The 15,608-nt window shown below is 71.0% G+C and carries 11 protein-coding genes; 4 read left to right on the forward strand and 7 right to left on the reverse strand.

Going from position 1 to position 15,608, the window contains the following annotated elements; translation table 11 throughout:
- Window positions 1-445 precede the first annotated feature (445 nt).
- Window positions 446-1,219, forward strand: coding sequence for a ribonuclease HII (locus AR3_RS03255; protein ID WP_067908179.1), 774 nt, complete (start codon window positions 446-448; stop codon window positions 1,217-1,219).
- A 172-nt stretch (window positions 1,220-1,391) separates the two neighbouring features.
- Complete coding sequence (locus AR3_RS03260; protein WP_067908092.1) at window positions 1,392-2,030, forward strand: HhH-GDP family DNA glycosylase; 639 nt, start codon at window positions 1,392-1,394, stop codon at window positions 2,028-2,030.
- 93 nt (window positions 2,031-2,123) lie between these two features.
- Here AR3_RS03260 and AR3_RS03265 read toward each other — a convergent pair whose 3' ends face one another.
- The 5 genes from AR3_RS03265 to AR3_RS30225 all read right to left on the reverse strand — a co-directional run bounded on the left by AR3_RS03265 (window position 2,124) and on the right by AR3_RS30225 (window position 10,130).
- Entirely contained in the window at window positions 2,124-3,173 is a 1,050-nt protein-coding gene (locus tag AR3_RS03265; protein ID WP_067908095.1) for a lipoate-protein ligase LplAB, read from the reverse strand.
- 410 nt (window positions 3,174-3,583) lie between these two features.
- Entirely contained in the window at window positions 3,584-4,201 is a 618-nt protein-coding gene (locus AR3_RS03270) for a TetR/AcrR family transcriptional regulator (RefSeq protein WP_067908098.1), read from the reverse strand.
- A 668-nt stretch (window positions 4,202-4,869) separates the two neighbouring features.
- The gene (locus tag AR3_RS03275; RefSeq protein ID WP_067908101.1) at window positions 4,870-7,695 is read right to left on the reverse strand and encodes a vitamin B12-dependent ribonucleotide reductase; all 2,826 of its coding nucleotides are present in this window, start codon (window positions 7,693-7,695) and stop codon (window positions 4,870-4,872) included.
- A 110-nt stretch (window positions 7,696-7,805) separates the two neighbouring features.
- A complete protein-coding gene (gene nrdR, locus AR3_RS03280; protein ID WP_067908104.1) occupies window positions 7,806-8,282 on the reverse strand; it encodes a transcriptional regulator NrdR in 477 nt (158 codons plus the stop codon).
- 1,542 nt (window positions 8,283-9,824) lie between these two features.
- A complete protein-coding gene (locus AR3_RS30225) occupies window positions 9,825-10,130 on the reverse strand; it encodes a LysM peptidoglycan-binding domain-containing protein (protein ID WP_067908107.1) in 306 nt (101 codons plus the stop codon).
- 308 nt (window positions 10,131-10,438) lie between these two features.
- Between AR3_RS30225 and lexA the strand changes: the two genes are divergently transcribed.
- Window positions 10,439-11,140, forward strand: a complete 702-nt coding sequence (gene lexA / locus AR3_RS03290; RefSeq protein WP_067908110.1) for a transcriptional repressor LexA — start codon at window positions 10,439-10,441, stop codon at window positions 11,138-11,140.
- Between the two features lie 414 nt (window positions 11,141-11,554).
- Here the strand turns inward: lexA and AR3_RS03295 are convergent, their stop codons facing one another.
- Together AR3_RS03295 and leuS are read right to left on the reverse strand one after the other, a co-directional pair.
- The gene (locus tag AR3_RS03295) at window positions 11,555-11,896 is read right to left on the reverse strand and encodes a YciI family protein (protein ID WP_083950892.1); all 342 of its coding nucleotides are present in this window, start codon (window positions 11,894-11,896) and stop codon (window positions 11,555-11,557) included.
- Entirely contained in the window at window positions 11,893-14,373 is a 2,481-nt protein-coding gene (gene leuS, locus AR3_RS03300; protein ID WP_067908185.1) for a leucine--tRNA ligase, read from the reverse strand. Before leuS ends, AR3_RS03295 begins: the two co-directional genes overlap by 4 nt.
- A gap of 429 nt (window positions 14,374-14,802) precedes the next feature.
- Here leuS and AR3_RS03305 point away from each other — a divergent pair, with 429 nt between their 5' ends.
- On the forward strand, window positions 14,803-15,393 hold the full coding sequence (locus AR3_RS03305; RefSeq protein ID WP_067908113.1) for a lytic polysaccharide monooxygenase auxiliary activity family 9 protein: 591 nt from the start codon (window positions 14,803-14,805) through the stop codon (window positions 15,391-15,393).
- Window positions 15,394-15,608: the final 215 nt, after the last annotated feature.

Here is a 15,608-nt window from a genome sequence, read left to right on the forward strand (position 1 = left end):
AGGAGCCCTCGGATCGGCACCATCTGGACGCGGTTCACCGCCCCGTGTCAAGCCGGAACCGTCATGGGAACGGCGGCTCCCGTCGCCAAATGCGCCCCCGCTGACCAGCGAATTCTCCCGATGTCACGATGCGGGTGAACAACGCCGCCCATTCCATTGAGATCGTCATCGCGAAAGGACGCGTGCACGCTCCCGACGGCGTGCTCCGCCGCACGTCCCCGCGCGGACCTTGACGCGCACGCCCGTCCGTGGCCCGTCAAGCCCCCGCGGCGCGGCCGCAGTCGGCCCGCGGCGCCGCCGTGGCGCGGCGGCACGGAACAAGATCCCGCCCCTACGATCTAATCGCGCGGCCCATTGCCGGAGAGCGCCCTCGGCACCGCGCCGTAAGGATCGCCGCCTTCGAACGGGAGATTTCGTGACGGACCCCATTGTCGCGCTTCCGGGCCTGGAGCCGCCGCCCGGATCCGATGCGCCCGAGTCCCCGGCCGCGCCGCCGGCCGGGTACGAGATCGAGCACGAACTGCGCGCCGCTCTCGGCGCGCGGCGCATCGCCGGGGTGGACGAGGTGGGCCGCGGCGCGTGGGCCGGGCCGGTGGTGGTGTGCGCGGCGGTCACCGACCTGTCTCCCCCGCCGGAGCTGCCGGGACGCGGCGGCCGCACGATCCGGCTGACCGACTCCAAGCTGCTGTCGGCGGCGCACCGTGAGGCGTTCGCCGAGGTGCTGCCCGGCTGGCTGACCGCGTACGCGTTCGGCTCGGCCGAGCCGGAGGAGATCGACGAGGTGGGCATGACCGAGGCGCTGCGCCGCGCCGCCGTCCGCGCCCTGGAGGCGCTGCCCGAGCCGCCCGACGCCGTCATTCTGGACGGCAAGCACGACTACATCGGCCGCTTGGGCGCCGCGTCCGGGGGCCGACCCCGCTGGCGGGCCCGCTGCGAGATCAAGGCGGACCAGCGGTCGGTGTCGGTGGCGGCGGCCTCGGTGCTGGCCAAGGTGCACCGGGACCGGCTCATGGCCGCCCTCGACGCCCGCTTCCCGGGATACGGCTTCGCCGACAGCGCCGGCTACCCGTCCCCCGCGCACCAGAAGGCCCTCGCGGAGTCCGGTCCGACGCCGCACCACCGGCTGTCGTGGTCCTACCTGGACGACCTGCCGCGCTGGCGCCACCTGAAGAAGCACCGCGACCCACAGGCGGGCAACGGTCAGCTCACCCTTTTGTAATTTGTCAACCGTCTCCTCAACTTCCGATACCCGGGCCGGTATTGCGAACGCTCCAATCCGACATCGACGACATACGGCACTTTTTCGGACGTGTCGTCCGGTCCCGTGGCGCGTCCGCGGGAGTCATCCGCGCCTGCCTGGGTAAAGCGCCGAGTGACGGGAGGTGCGAGTCATGGACGCTGTTGTGAAGAGGCTGCTGCGCGAAGCGGGCGAGACCTTCGCCGAGGAGGCCGGTGTTCCCCTCAAGGACCAACCCGCCGCCCTGTGGAAGCTGTTGGTCCTGGCCAACCTTCTCAGCGCCCGCATCTCATCCGAGATCGCGATGGCGGCCACCCGGGAGCTGTTCCAAGCCGGCGGCGGCACCGCGCGCGGCATGGCACGGCTCACCTGGCAGCAGCGAGTGGACGCGCTCGGCCGCGGTCACTACGTGCGCTATGACGAGAGCACGGCGAGCCACCTTGGGGACATGGCCGAGATGGTCCAGGAGAAGTACAACGGCGATCTGCGGCGGCTGGCGATCGAGTCCCAACGCGACAGGGAACGGGCCGGGCAGCTGCTGCGCGAGTTCCCCGGCATCGGCCCGGCCGGCGTGGACATCTTCTGCCGCGAAGCGCAGGCGATCTGGCCATGGCTGCGCCCCTACTTCGACGAGCAGGCCCTCAAGGGCGCCGAACGCCTCGGCCTGCCCCAGGACCCCAAGCGGCTCGCCGACGAAGTCCCCGAGAAGGACCTGGCCCGCTTCGCCGCCGCCCTCGTCCGTGTAGCCCGGGACAAGGACCTCGCCGACTCCATCACCAAGAACGGCGGCTGACCCGCCGTCCCGCAGAGACGCGCCCCACGCACCGGACGGGCCCCTTGCCGCAAGGGGCCCGTCCGGTCGTTCCTCAACGATGCAGAGCGCGGGTCAGGGGATGCGGGCGGTCCAGGTCGGATCGGTGAACTTCTCGGCCGCCAGCTTCTCGGCCGCGCGCAGCTCGTCGTCGGTGAGCCGGTCGTCGGTCAGCCCGTAACGGCCCCGGAAGTGGGCGATGAACCGTTCGATGATCTGCTCGCGGGGCAGACCGGTCTGACGCCGCAGCGGGTCGACCCGCTTGTTCGCGCTGGCGATGCCCTTGTCGGAGATCTTCTCCCGGCCGATGCGCAGCACGCGGGTGAGCTTGTCGGCGTCGATGTCGTAGGCCATCGTCGCGTGGTGCAGGACGGTGCCCGACGCCAGCCGCTTCTGCGCCGCTCCGCCGATCTTGCCCTGGTCGGAGGCGATGTCGTTGAGCGGCTGGTACCACGCCCGGACGCCCAGTTCGCCGAGGGCGCCGAGCACCCAGTCGTCGAGGAAGGCGTAGCTCTCGGCGAACGACATCCCCGCCACCAGGGAGTCGGGGACGTAGAGCGAGTAGGTGATGGTGTTGCCCGGCTCGATGAACATCGCGCCGCCGCCGCTGATACGGCGCACCACGGTGACGCCGTAGCGCTCGGCCGCCTCGGCGTCCACCTCGTTGCGCAACGACTGGAAGCTGCCGATGACCACGGCGGGCGACGCCCATTCCCAGATGCGCAGCGTCGGCGGCCGGCGGCCGGCGCCGACCTCCACGGCCAGCACCTCGTCCAGCGCCATGTGCAGCGCCGGGTCCTGCGGTCCTTCGTGGATCAGCCGCCAGTCGTGGTCGTGCCAGTCCGAGGCGCTGGTGAGGGCGCGTCGCACGGCGACACCGATCGCCTCGGCGGACACGCCGAGCATGACCGTCCCCTCGGGAAGGCGCGCCTGGACGGCGGCGGCGATGTCGTGGGCCTCGGCGGCCGCGGGCACGCCCTCGATCGCCGCGTTGATCGCCTCCAGGGCCTCGTCGGGCTCCAGGAAGAAGTCCCCGCTCACCCGTACGTCGCGCAGCCGGTCGTCCACCACGTCCAGGTCGACCACGACGAGCTTGCCGCCGGGGATTTTGTATTCACCGTGCATCACGTCGATAACCAACCCGGATGATCGGGCCTGGATTCCAGGCCCGAAGACGCACCGCACACAGCGACGCCACCGCCCGCCGAAGCCCGGCCACGTCCCCCGGCATGAGCTCGAGCTGGGCGGACGGGTCGCCGGTCACCTCGGCCATGCTGAAGCACGGCGCGACCCGCCCGTAGACCTGGCCGTCGGCCTGGGCGCACTCGCCGATCGCCCAGACCGCTGCTCCCTTCGACGTGCCGACCGGCGTCCGAGAGCGGCGGACGTTGCACCGAAGCGGCACGCTCACAGTGCGCACCGCGCACAGAGGCCCCCATCGGTACCTGAGCGAACGGCTGCTCGGCCTCACCTACGCCGCGCTGGAGGCCTGCGTGCTTCGGCGAGGTTCGGTCATCGGATGTCCACGGCGACGATCACGGTGCCGAGGGCGGCGGGCCGGGGAGTTCCCCGGGCTGGGCGGTACGCAGGCCGTCCAGCATGATCTGCAGGTTGCGCTCCCACTGGTGCTCGCTCGCGCGCACGCCGAGCGCGTGATCGCCGGTGGAGGCCGACACGAGCAGGAACGCCACGTCCGGCCAGGTGACGTCCGGCCGCACCACTCCGGCCCGCTGGACACGCTCGACGAGCAGGCGCAGCCGTTCGCGCAGGTCCGCGCGGGCGTGCTCGACGTTCCCGCCCAGCGCCTCGTTGATGTCGCACAGCTCGTTGCGCAGACGGATGTAGTCCCCCGCGAACTCCCGGAAGCCCGTCCAAGGGTCGGGATGGGCGAGGGCCTCGTCGGCCCGTGCCACGATCTCGCCCAGCACCTCCTCGAGAACCGCCTCCAGCAGCGTCTCCAGGGAGCCGACGCGGCGGTAGAACGTGCCGATGCCCACGCCCGCGCGACGAGCGATCTCGTGGGCGGTGACCTCCCCGCCGAGCTCACGGACGGCCTCCCGGGTGGCGGCCACCAACCGCTCCAGGTTGCGCCGCGCGTCGGCCCGGGGGCGCCGCCCGGACGCGCCGCCCAAGAGCCGGTCCACCGCGTTCATAACCAAATCCTACAAACCGGACCTCGCCCCTCCGTTTCTCCGGACGACCGCCGTCCGCTTTGAAAAGAACCTGGAAGATTCGACGTTCCCCATCAACCTCGATGACCCGCTGCCGGACGCGACGGGCCCACAGCGGCACACGGCGCGTTGCCGCTCGCCGCGCCGCGCAACGAGATCAGCGCGGTGAGCACCGACCGCCGGCAAGGCGTCCGCTGGACGACGAGGGCATCGGACAGGCCGCTCGGCCGCCACCCGCGGTGCCTTGAGTCCTCGAGGCGGAGTGGACGTCGTCTCGGATCATCATCGGCGTCGATGGCGGCCATGACGGCGACGCTGCGTGAGCGTCAACGCCGGCGGCAGGCCGTGAACCGGGATCTTTGACGGCCGATCGCGCGAAGGCGACGGGCCGTCCGCCGCGGCAACGTTGCAGGAGGCGCCGTCGGCTGCGAGACCGACGCAGCAACGGTCACCAGCGGCATCGGCTCGTCCACCACATCGCCTGTCGACAGCGACAGCGGCGTCGACCCGCATGGGCGAGCCAGCACTCACGAAGGTGAAACGCCTTTGCGCGGCTCCTCAGAGAGCACGAACGTGCACGGGCGGCCGAGGCGGAAGAGGAGCATCGGCCCTCCTCCGCCCGGCCGCCCGTGCGGGAACCGTGTCGTCGATCAGCTGCAGCCGCTGGTGGAGCCGCAGCCTTCGCAGACGTAGCAGCTGCCGGCCGGACGCATCTTGGTGCCGCAGGTCAGGCAGAGCGGCGCGTCGGCGGTGCGGCCCTGGCGGCTCTCGATGACCTCCATCGAGGACTGCGGCCGGGACTCCGCGGCCGGGCGCGGCTGCTCGGCCGGCTTGGAGATCTCGGCGGACTGGGCCAGGGTCTCGCGGTCGAGCTCGGCGTCGGCGTGCAGCGTGGCCGGGTCCTCCCCGTTGACCTGCATCGCCCGCTCCTCGGCGGTGAAGATGCCCAGTTCGGCGCGGGTCTCGTACGGCAGGTGGTCGAGGGCCAGGCGGCGGAAGATGTAGTCCATCACCGAGGTGGCCATGCGGATGTCCGGGTCGTCGGTCATGCCGGCCGGCTCGAACCGCATGTTGGTGAACTTCTCCACCCAGGTCTCCAGCGGCACCCCGTACTGCAGGCTGATGGAGATCGCCATGGAGAAGGCGTCCATCACGCCGGCCAGGGTGGACCCCTGCTTGCCGAGCTTGAGGAACACCTCGCCGAGACCGTCGTCGGGGTAGGTCGAGGCCGTCATGTAGCCCTCGGCGCCGGCGACGGAGAAGCGGGTGACGGTCGCGGGCCGCTGCTTGGGCAGCCGCTTGCGGACCGGGCGCACCTCCGCCGGACGCTTGTCCGCCTGGGCCTCCGCGGACTTGTCGGCCTTCTTGGCCGCCGACAGCGGCTGTCCGACCTTGCAGTTGTCCCGGTAGATCGCCAGGGCCTTCAGGCCGAGCTTCCAGCCCTCGAAGTACACCTTCTCGATGTCCTCGACGGTGGCGTGCTCGGGCATGTTGACGGTCTTGGAGATCGCCCCGGACAGGAACGGCTGGACGGCGGCCATCATCCGCACGTGGCCCATCGGGCTGATCGCCCGCTCGCCCATCGCGCAGTCGAACACCTCGTAGTGCTCGGGACGCAGGCCCGGCGCGTCCACCACGTGCCCGTGCTCGGCGATGTACTCGACGATCGCCTCGATCTGCTCCTGCTGGTAGCCGAGCTTCTTCAGGGCGCGCGGGACGGTGTGGTTGACGATCTGCATCGAGCCGCCGCCGACCAGCTTCTTGAACTTCACCAGCGCCAGGTCGGGCTCGATGCCGGTGGTGTCGCAGTCCATCATCAGGCCGATGGTGCCGGTGGGGGCCAGCAGCGACGCCTGGGCGTTGCGGTACCCGTTCTTCTCACCGATCTTCAGGCACTGCTGCCACTGCTTGGTCGCGGCGGCGTGCACCGCCCGGCTCATCTCGTCCAGCGTGCGGATCTGGTCGTTGGCGGCGGCGTGCTTGCGCATCACCCGCTTGTGCGCCTCGGCGTTGCGCGCGTACCCGTTGTACGGGCCGACGATGCCGGCCAGCTCCGCGGAGCGGCGGTAGGCCGTCCCGGTCATCAGCGAGGTGATCGTCGCGGCGAGGGACCGGCCGCCCTCGGAGTCGTAGGCGTGCCCGGTGGCCATGAGCAGGGCGCCCAGGTTGGCGTAGCCGATGCCGAGCTGGCGGAAGTCGCGCGTGGTCTTGGCGATCTTCTCGGTGGGGAAGTCGGCGAAGGTGATGGAGATGTCCATCGCCGTGATGATCAGCTCGGTGAGCTTGACGAACGTGTCGACGTCGAAGGTGTCGTCGTCGCGCAGGAACTTCAGCAGGTTGATGCTGGCCAGGTTGCAGGACGAGTTGTCCAGGCTCATGTACTCCGAGCACGGGTTGCTGGCGGTGATGCGGCCCGACTCGGGGTTGGTGTGCCAGTCGTTGATGGTGTCGTCGTACTGGATGCCCGGGTCGGCGCACTCCCAGGCCGCCTGCGCCATCTGCCGGAACAGGTCGCGGGCCTTGACGGTCTCCACGACCTCGCCGGTCAGGCGGGCGCGCAGTCCGAACTCGCCGTCGTTCTCCACGGCGCGCATGAACTCGTCCGACACGCGCACCGAGTTGTTGGCGTTCTGGTACTGGACGCTGACGATGTCCTTGCCGCCGAGGTCCATGTCGAACCCGGCGTCGCGCAGCGCCCGGATCTTGTGCTCCTCGCGGGCCTTGGTCTCGATGAACTCGACGATGTCGGGGTGGTCGACGTCCAGCACGACCATCTTGGCGGCCCGGCGGGTGGCGCCGCCCGACTTGATCGTGCCCGCGGAGGCGTCGGCGCCGCGCATGAACGACACCGGGCCGCTGGCGGTGCCGCCGGACGACAGCAGTTCCCGGCTGGACCGGATGCGCGACAGATTGACACCGGCGCCGGAACCGCCCTTGAAAATGATCCCCTCTTCCTTGTACCAGTCCAGGATCGACTCCATCGAGTCGTCCACCGAGAGGATGAAACAGGCGCTGACCTGCTGCGGGGACTTGGTGCCGACGTTGAACCACACGGGGGAGTTGAAGCTGAACATCTGGTGCACCAGCGCGTACTTCAACTCGTGGTCGAAGATCTCGGCGTCCTCCTCGGAGGCGAAGTACCCCTCGGCGAGGCCGGTGTCCACGTAAACCTTGACCACCCGGTCGATCAGCTGCTTGAGGCTGTGCTCGCGCTGCGGCGTGCCGAGGGCGCCGCGAAAGTACTTCGAGGTCACGATGTTGACGGCGTTCACCGACCAGAAGTCGGGGAACTCCACCCCGTGCTGCTCGAAGTTGACCGAACCGTCACGCCAGTTGGTCATGACCACGTCACGACGCTCCCAGCGCACCGTGTCGTACGGATGCACGCCGGGCGTGGTGAAGATCCGCTCGACCTTGAGGCCCTTGCGGCTCCCCCTGCCGCGCCGGGCCGCCGAGCCGCTCACCGTCTCCGTCATGACCTTCCCCCTCTCGGGCCCACCCATCGGACCCTGTCCAGGAATAACTCCACCCGTCGGCCGTTTGCTCCCGCCGCGGGCGCTGTCAACCACCGTCTTGATGCCGCCCCTTACCGGGGCCGACCAGGCTCCCCCGAGGAACCGGCCTTGTTACGCAACGCCTCGATCTCTCTGGCGAAGTCGTCCAGCGACTCGAACCCCCGGTAGACCGAGGCGAACCGCAGATAGGCGACCTCGTCGAGTTCGCTGAGCGGGCCGAGGATGGCCAGTCCGATCTCATGCGAGGCAATCTCGGCCACACCCGTCGCCCTGATCGCCTCCTCCACCCGCTGCCCGAGCTTGGCCAGCGCGTCCTCGTCCACCGGACGCCCCTGGCAGGCCCGGCGCACGCCAGCGATGATCTTGTCTCGGGAGAACGGCTCGGTGACGCCGCTGCGCTTGGCCACCATGAGCAGCACGTTCTCCTGCGTGGTGAACCTCTTGCCGCAATCCGGGCACGACCGGCGGCGTCGGATGGCCGATCCGTCGTCGGTGGAGCGGCTGTCGATCACCTTGGTGTCAGGGTGGCGGCAGAACGGGCAGTGCACGCGTTCCCTCCTCCCCTGACAGATCACGTCACACGAGAAATCGTTCCCCACAAGACACAACTTGTGGTTAATGACGCCCGTGTAACTACTAGATGTTGTGGTCAACCGTAGGACCCCGGGAGGGGCAACGCAACCTGGATCAGCCGCCTCGGCAGTAGACCCATGTCACACCGAGCCTCCCGGACCCCGCCCGGGCGTGTCGCCTCACGAGTTCCCACAACCCCCACAAAGCCACCGAAACCCCGTCCACGCAGGGCCTCCCGCGCCCTCTCGGACCTCCGCGGCGACGCCCCACCCTCGCCCCCGCCACGCCGCACAGATCACCGAAAGAAGCCGTCCGATCACGACGTCGACGCGGCCTGCTCACCCCCGCCCCCTCCACACCGCGTCACCGAACCCCACTCAGTCAGTGACCCCCGCCCCACCACCGCGCCCGGACATACGGCGGGAGCGCCTTGCATCCGGGCATCTCCGCGCGGCAGGCGGTGGTCGCGGCGGTGCGCGGCGTGCCCACGAGTCGCGAGCATGCCCGGCGCCTGCGGCATCGCACTGGGGACCGCCACCCTGCCCTGCCGGATCGGCGCTGCTCATGCTGACCGCAGTGTGGGCGCTGGTCACCGGGCTGCTTGAGATCGTCACGGCGACCCGTCTGCGCCCGGAGCCGCGGCGAGTGGCCGTACGTGCTCGCCGGCGCCATGCCGGTGCTGTCCGGGGCGCTACCGCCACCGCGGTCGGCGCCCCCGTTCGGCGTTGGGCGTTGCGATCGGCGGACGCGTCCCGAAGAGGACGCCGAAGGACGGGCCGTTCGCCGCTCCGCGACGGCCGCGAGCAACTCAGCGGCCACCGCGCCGTCGCGGGTCAGCCTCAACGCCAAGGGAGGTGAGGCGCGCCTGTGCAGCGCCGGGATCAGGCCCGGCGGACGGTGCCTGCGGCGGGCGGCCCGTGGCGAATGTGGGCCACAGCCCGAGCGACTCCGGCAGCCAGAAGACGGCGCGTCGGGCGGCTCATGCCGCCGCACCACGATCCCGTCGAGCCGCACCCGGCCCGTCGCTGAGCCCCCGACGGAGCCCTGGCCATGAGCGACAACGGCACGTCACAGCTGATCAGTGACGCCCCACCGCAGCGCGGTCAGCCGAGCCGCCCTCCGCGCATCGCGCGCATGCGACCACGGCCGGGCCTGCGGTCTTGCGTGCGGCGGTGTCGCCAGACGGCCCTTTCCCTGCGGCACGGAGAACGGTGCCCCGTCGAAGTGCGCCGCAGGGGCAGGGGTTCGGAGCCGACGAGTGGCGACGGGCGCGTGGTCCGCGCGCGTCGGCGAGGGAGCATGTCGCATTTCCTCGTCGTCCCCGCGACGACGGCCGGTTGTCGGACCCGGGTGGCAAGATCCCGATTTGCGGGCCGCCGGATCGGGAGGACGTGCCGCAGGGATGACGGCGCGACCGATGCTCGCTGCGCGCGGAGGAACCAGGCCGCCGTCGGCGAGTCGACGAACGGGAACCCGCGACGGCGGCTCTGCGACTAATACAGCGACCGCGTCTACGGCTAGTCGGCGGGGAGGTGAAGGCGTTGGCCGGGTCGGACGATCGTGGTGGACATGTTGTTGAGGTCCATGATGCGGCGGACGACCAGGCGCGTGTCGCCGCCGGGGCGCTCGCGCTGCGCGATGCTCCACAGCGAGTCGCCGTCGCCGACGACGACCGTCTTGCCCGGGCGGCCCTGCCGGCTCGGATCGGACAGCTCGGGGCCGCCCGCGCCCGCGCGCTCGGTCGCGGTCAGCCACAACGCGACCAGGAGCGGCACCGCCAGCAGGCAGATCACCACGACGCGACCGCGTCGCGTCAGCCGCACCTCCCCCCACTCGTCCTCCGCCGGAGCGCCCAGGGGCGGCGCAGCGGCGGCCGGGGTTGGCGCTTGTCTCGCCAGGGCCGGGGCCTCGGCCGTTGTGCAGTGCTGGTGGAACGAACCCGCCATCTCGGTCCCCTTCGCGACCGACCACCGATCTTCGAATGAATATTCGATCGAACGGTTGTACGATGTTGTACCGCAGCCCCCCGTGAAACGCGAGTACATTCTTCGAACAATTGTTTGATCATCGCAGCGGAACGCGATAACGTTCGGCTCGGAGTGACGGAGCGAGCGCCGGGAGGCGACGAGCGATGAGCAAGGTCCGGGAGCTGCCCGACGGTCCCAGAGACGAGGCCGGGCTGACCCAACGGCAGCGCATGGTCCTGGAGGTTATCCGCGACTCGGTGCAGCGCCGCGGCTACCCCCCCTCCATGCGCGAGATCGGCGAGGCCGTCGGTCTGACCAGCACCTCCAGCGTGTCGCACCAGCTCCGGGCGCTCCAGCGCAAGGGCTACCTGCGCCGCGACCCCAACCGCCCGCGGGCCGTCGAGGTGCGCGTCCCGGGCACCGCTCCGGTGCGCGCCGACGGCGAGGCCTACGAGGCGCCCGGCTCCGGTCAGGACGCCGCGCCGCGTCCCGCCCCCGCCTACGTGCCGCTGGTGGGACGGATCGCCGCCGGCGGGCCGATCCTGGCCGAGGAGGCCGTGGAGGACGTGTTCGCCCTGCCCCGGCAGCTCGTCGGCGAGGGCACCCACTTCCTGCTGAAGGTCACCGGCGACTCGATGATCGACGCGGCGATCGCCGACGGCGACTGGGTCGTGGTGCGCCAGCAGCCGGTGGCCGAGCAGGGCGACATCGTCGCCGCGATGATCGACGGCGAGGCCACGGTGAAGACGTTCAAGCGCCGCGACGGCCACATCTGGCTCGTCCCGCAGAACCCGGCCTACGAGCCGATCCCCGGCGACGAGGCGTCCATCCTGGGTCGGGTGGTCGCCGTGCTGCGCAAGATGTGACGTTCCCGTGAGCCCGGCCGCTCCCGGCCGCGTCGTTCCGCTCGCTCCCGCGGCGCGTCGCGTCACGCGACCGCCGCGCCGCCCGCCATCCGCCCGCCCGGCGGTGGCGGGCGTACGCGTGCGCACCGGGCCCCGCTCGCCGGGGAGCCCGTCGAAGACCGCGTGCGGACGCACTCGCCTCAACCCATTCCACATCCATACGTCCACGGACGCCGTTCAGCGCCCGTGTCCGTTTCGGCACGCTCCACAGTCCGCGCCATGACGCTCCGGGCCGACCACGCGGCACCGCGGGACGGCATCCCCCTGAGGCCGTTGTGCGACACGGTGCGCTGAGGCCGGCCGTACGCGGCCGTCCAGCTGGGAATCGGTGCCCGCCGGTGCCGGACCACGCGCTGCGCGGCTGGTCGCGCCGCGTCAGCCGGGCGGCTCCCCCGGGGCGCGGACGCGGGACGGGTCGTCGCCGACCAGTCCCGCGAGGGCCGGATCAACCCGGCCCGCATCTACCGTCATGATCTCGTACTCGGCCACGCCCGCGCAGACGAATGGGTCAGTCGCGGCGATTTTTTCGATCTCGGGGCGGTCCACCCCGCACGCGATGATCACGCCGCCGTGCTCGGACGGCACGGTCTGCCCCGAGAGCACGAACGTGCCCGCCCGGTGGTGGCGTTCGAGGTACGCCACGTGGGCGGGCACGTGCGGCCCGGCGGCCTCCTCGGAGCCGAGGTAGCGCAGCCGAAGGACGTGCAGGGTGCTCACTTCGCGGGCACGATGTTCACGATCTTGGGGGGCCGGACGATGACCCGGTTGATCTGCGCGCCGCCCAAAGCCTCGTTGACCTTGGCGGAGGCCAGCGCCAGCCGCTCCAGCTCCTCCTCGGAGATGTCGGGCGGCACCTGCAGGCGGTCGCGGACCTTGCCCGCGACCTGCACCACGCAGGTCACCGACTCCTGCACCACCAGCGACGGGTCGGCCGACGGCCAGCCCGCGGTCGCCACGGACGGCTCGTGGCCCAGCCGCTCCCACGCCTCCTCGGCGGTGTAGGGGGCGAACAGCGACAGCAGCACCGCGATCGTCTCGGCGGCCTCCCGCACGGCCGGGTCGGCGGGGCCGGGGCCGTCGTCGATGGCGCGGCGGGTGGCGGTGACCAGCGACATGATCCGGGCGATCGCCACGTTGTAGCGGTGCTGCTCGATCAGCGCGGTGGCCTCGTCGATGGTGCGGTGCGTGACGCGCCGCAGGTCGACCGCGCCGCCCGCCGGGTCGGTGCCGGGCGCGGACGTCACGTCGGCGGCGATGCGGTGCACGCGCGCCAGGAACTTCGACATGCCGGACGGCGACACGTCGGCCCAGTCGATGTCGTCCTCGGGCGGCCCGGAGAACAGCAGCGCCAGGCGCACCACGTCCACGCCCCACTGCTCGATCTGCTCGCCCAGGTCGACCATGTTGCCCAGCGACTTGGACATGGCCTTGCCGTTCAGGATCACCTGGCCCTGGTTGACCAGCCGGGTGAACGGCTCGGTGAAGTCGACCATGCCCATGTCGTACAGCACCTTGGTGAAGAACCGGCTGTACAGCAGGTGCAGGATGGCGTGCTCGACGCCGCCGGTGTACTGGTCGACCGGCATCCACTTGCGGACCTGCTCGACGTCGAACGGACCGTCCTCGTAGCCCGGGGAGCAGTACCGGAAGTAGTACCAGGACGAGTCCACGAACGTGTCCATGGTGTCGCTGTCGCGCTTGGCGGCGCCGCCGCACTTGGGACAGTCGACGTTGACCCAGTTCTCCGCCGCGGCCAGCGGCGAGGTGCCCTTGGGCGCCAGGTCGGCGCCGCGCAGGTCGTCGGGCAGCAGCACCGGCAGCTGGTCGTCGGGCACCGGGACCTCGCCGCACGACGGGCAGTGCACGATCGGGATCGGGCAGCCCCAGAACCGCTGCCGGGACACCAGCCAGTCGCGCAGCCGGAAGTTGACCGCGGCCTTGCCCAGCCCCTTCTCCTCCAGGATCTGGATGATGCGGGCGATCGCGTCGGCCTTGTTCAGCCCGTCGAGGGGCCCGGAGTTGACGATGCGCCCGTCGCCCGTGGTGGCCACGCCGGTCTCGGCCGGGTCGGGCTCGCCGGTGTCCACCACGACCCGCACCGGCAGCCCGAACTTCAGGGCGAAGTCCAGGTCGCGCTGGTCGTGGGCGGGAACCGCCATGATCGCGCCGTGCCCGTACTCGGCCAGCACGTAGTCGGACGCCCAGATCGGCAGGCGCTCGCCGTTGACCGGGTTGATCGCGTACCGGCCCAGGAACACGCCGGTCTTCTCGCGCTCGGTGGACAGCCGCTCGATCTCGCTCTCCCGGGAGACCTCCTCCCGGTAGGCCTCGAACGCGGCGCGCTGCTCGGGGGCGCAGATCTCCTCGGCCAGGTCGGCGTCGGCGGCCACCACCATGAAGGTGGCGCCGTACAGGGTGTCGGGACGGGTGGTGTAGACGGTGACCGGCTCGTCACGGCCCTCGATGACGAAGTCGACGTCGGCGCCCTCGGAGCGGCCGATCCAGTTGCGCTGCATCAGCAGCACCCGGTCGGGCCACTTGCCCTCCAGGGCGGCCATGTCGTCCAGCAGCCGGTCCGCGTACTCGGTGATCTTGAAGTACCACTGGGTCAGCACGCGCCGTTCGACCAGCGCGCCGCAGCGCTCGCAGTGCCCGCCGACGACCTGCTCGTTGGCCAGCACCGTCTGGTCGTTGGGGCACCAGTTGACCTGGCCGCCGCGGCGGTAGGCCAGCCCGCGCTCGTAGAAGCGCAGGAACAGCCACTGCGTCCACTTGTAGTACTCGGGGTCGGAGGTGTGCAGCCGCCGCGACCAGTCGAAGGAGGGGGCGTAGCGCCGGAACGAGGACGCCTGGGTCTCGATGTTGGCGTAGGTCCACTGGGCGGGGTGCTCGTTGCGCTTGATCGCGGCATTCTCGGCGGGCAGGCCGAAGGAGTCCCAGCCGATGGGGTGCAGGACGTTGTAGCCGCGCTGCCGCCAGTAGCGGGCGGCCACGTCGCCGATGGCGTACGCCTCGGCGTGCCCCATGTGCAGGTCGCCCGACGGGTACGGGAACATGTCCAGCGCGTAGCGGCGCTCGCGGCCGTCGTCCTCCTCGACCGCCTTGAACGGGTCGAGCTCCGCCCAGCGGGCCTGCCACTTGTCCTGGATGGCCCGGGGGTCGTACCCGTCGTCCTGTGCTCCCCCCCGGTTCAGAGAGGCCGCCCCCCCTGAAGCGCCCGGCGCGGTGCGGGAGGTGTCGTCGCTGCTCACGGTCGCTACTCCACTGGTCCTCTTGGTACCTGACGGCTCTGGCTGCGGGGCCTCGAGGCGCGCGGCTCGCGCGGGGACGGTGCGCCGGCCCCCGGCGCCCTCGCCGGACAGACACGAAACGACCCCTCGCCATAGGAGGGGTCGCCGCGCCGACTGGGGTCGTCCGTCAGCGCGGCCGGCTGAGAAGCAGCCTTCCGGTCCGCATATACCAAGACTAGCGCAGAGGCAAGGCCCCCCGGAGGCGCGTTGCCGGGCGGGCGAATTTTCCGATTGGGCCTTGACGGGGCGCCGCCGACCGCTACCCTCTGGAACCAATAGGAAGGTTTCCTATTAGATTCGCCGGTCACTCCGACCCCGCCAGGAGGAAGGCGCATGTCACGAAAGGTCTCCTTCGCCGTCGCCGCGGCCGTCGCCGTCGGCCTGCCTCTGGTCAGCGCCGCGCCCGCGTACGCGCACGGCTACACCACCTCGCCGGTCAGCCGCGCGCTGCACTGCAAGCAGGGCACCGTCCAGAACTGCGGCCCCATCCAGTGGGAGCCGCAGAGCGTCGAAGGCCCCAAGGGCTTCCCCGCGGCCGGGCCCGCGGACGGCACGATCTGCGCCGCCGGCGACAGCCGCTGGGCCCCGCTCGACGACCCGCGCGGCGGCCAGTGGCCCGCCACCCGGGTGCAGTCCGGGCAGTCCTTCACCTTCTCCTGGACGCTCACGGCCGCGCACGCCACCACGTCGTTCCGCTACTTCATCACCCGCGACGGCTGGAACCCGTCCCAGCCGCTCACCCGAGCCGCCCTCGAGTCGACTCCGTTCCTGCAGCAGGACTACGGCGGCCAGCGTCCGCCCTCCACCGTCTCGCACACCGGCAGGCTGCCGAACAAGTCCGGCCGCCACCTGATCCTGGCGGTGTGGGACATCGCCGACACGGGCAACGCGTTCTACCAGTGCGCTGACGTCGACTTCGGCTGATCCGCGCCCCCGCGGGCGACCCGCGGGTGATCCGCCGACACCGGAAGGGATCCTCCAACGGGCGGCCTGCCGCCGACTCCCCGGCAGGCCGCCCGTCGCCGTGTCCGGGCCCGACCCTCAAAAAATAACCCCCCGGTCACGATTTGCCGCGAGATGGCGAACGGGTTCTGTCAGGGGGCTGCGCGGACGCGTCGTCTTCCAGCAGGATGACCGAC

The organism is Actinomadura rubrobrunea NBRC 15275 (genome assembly GCF_001552235.1).
GTDB classification, from domain to species: Bacteria; Actinomycetota; Actinomycetes; order Streptosporangiales; family Streptosporangiaceae; genus Spirillospora; species Spirillospora viridilutea.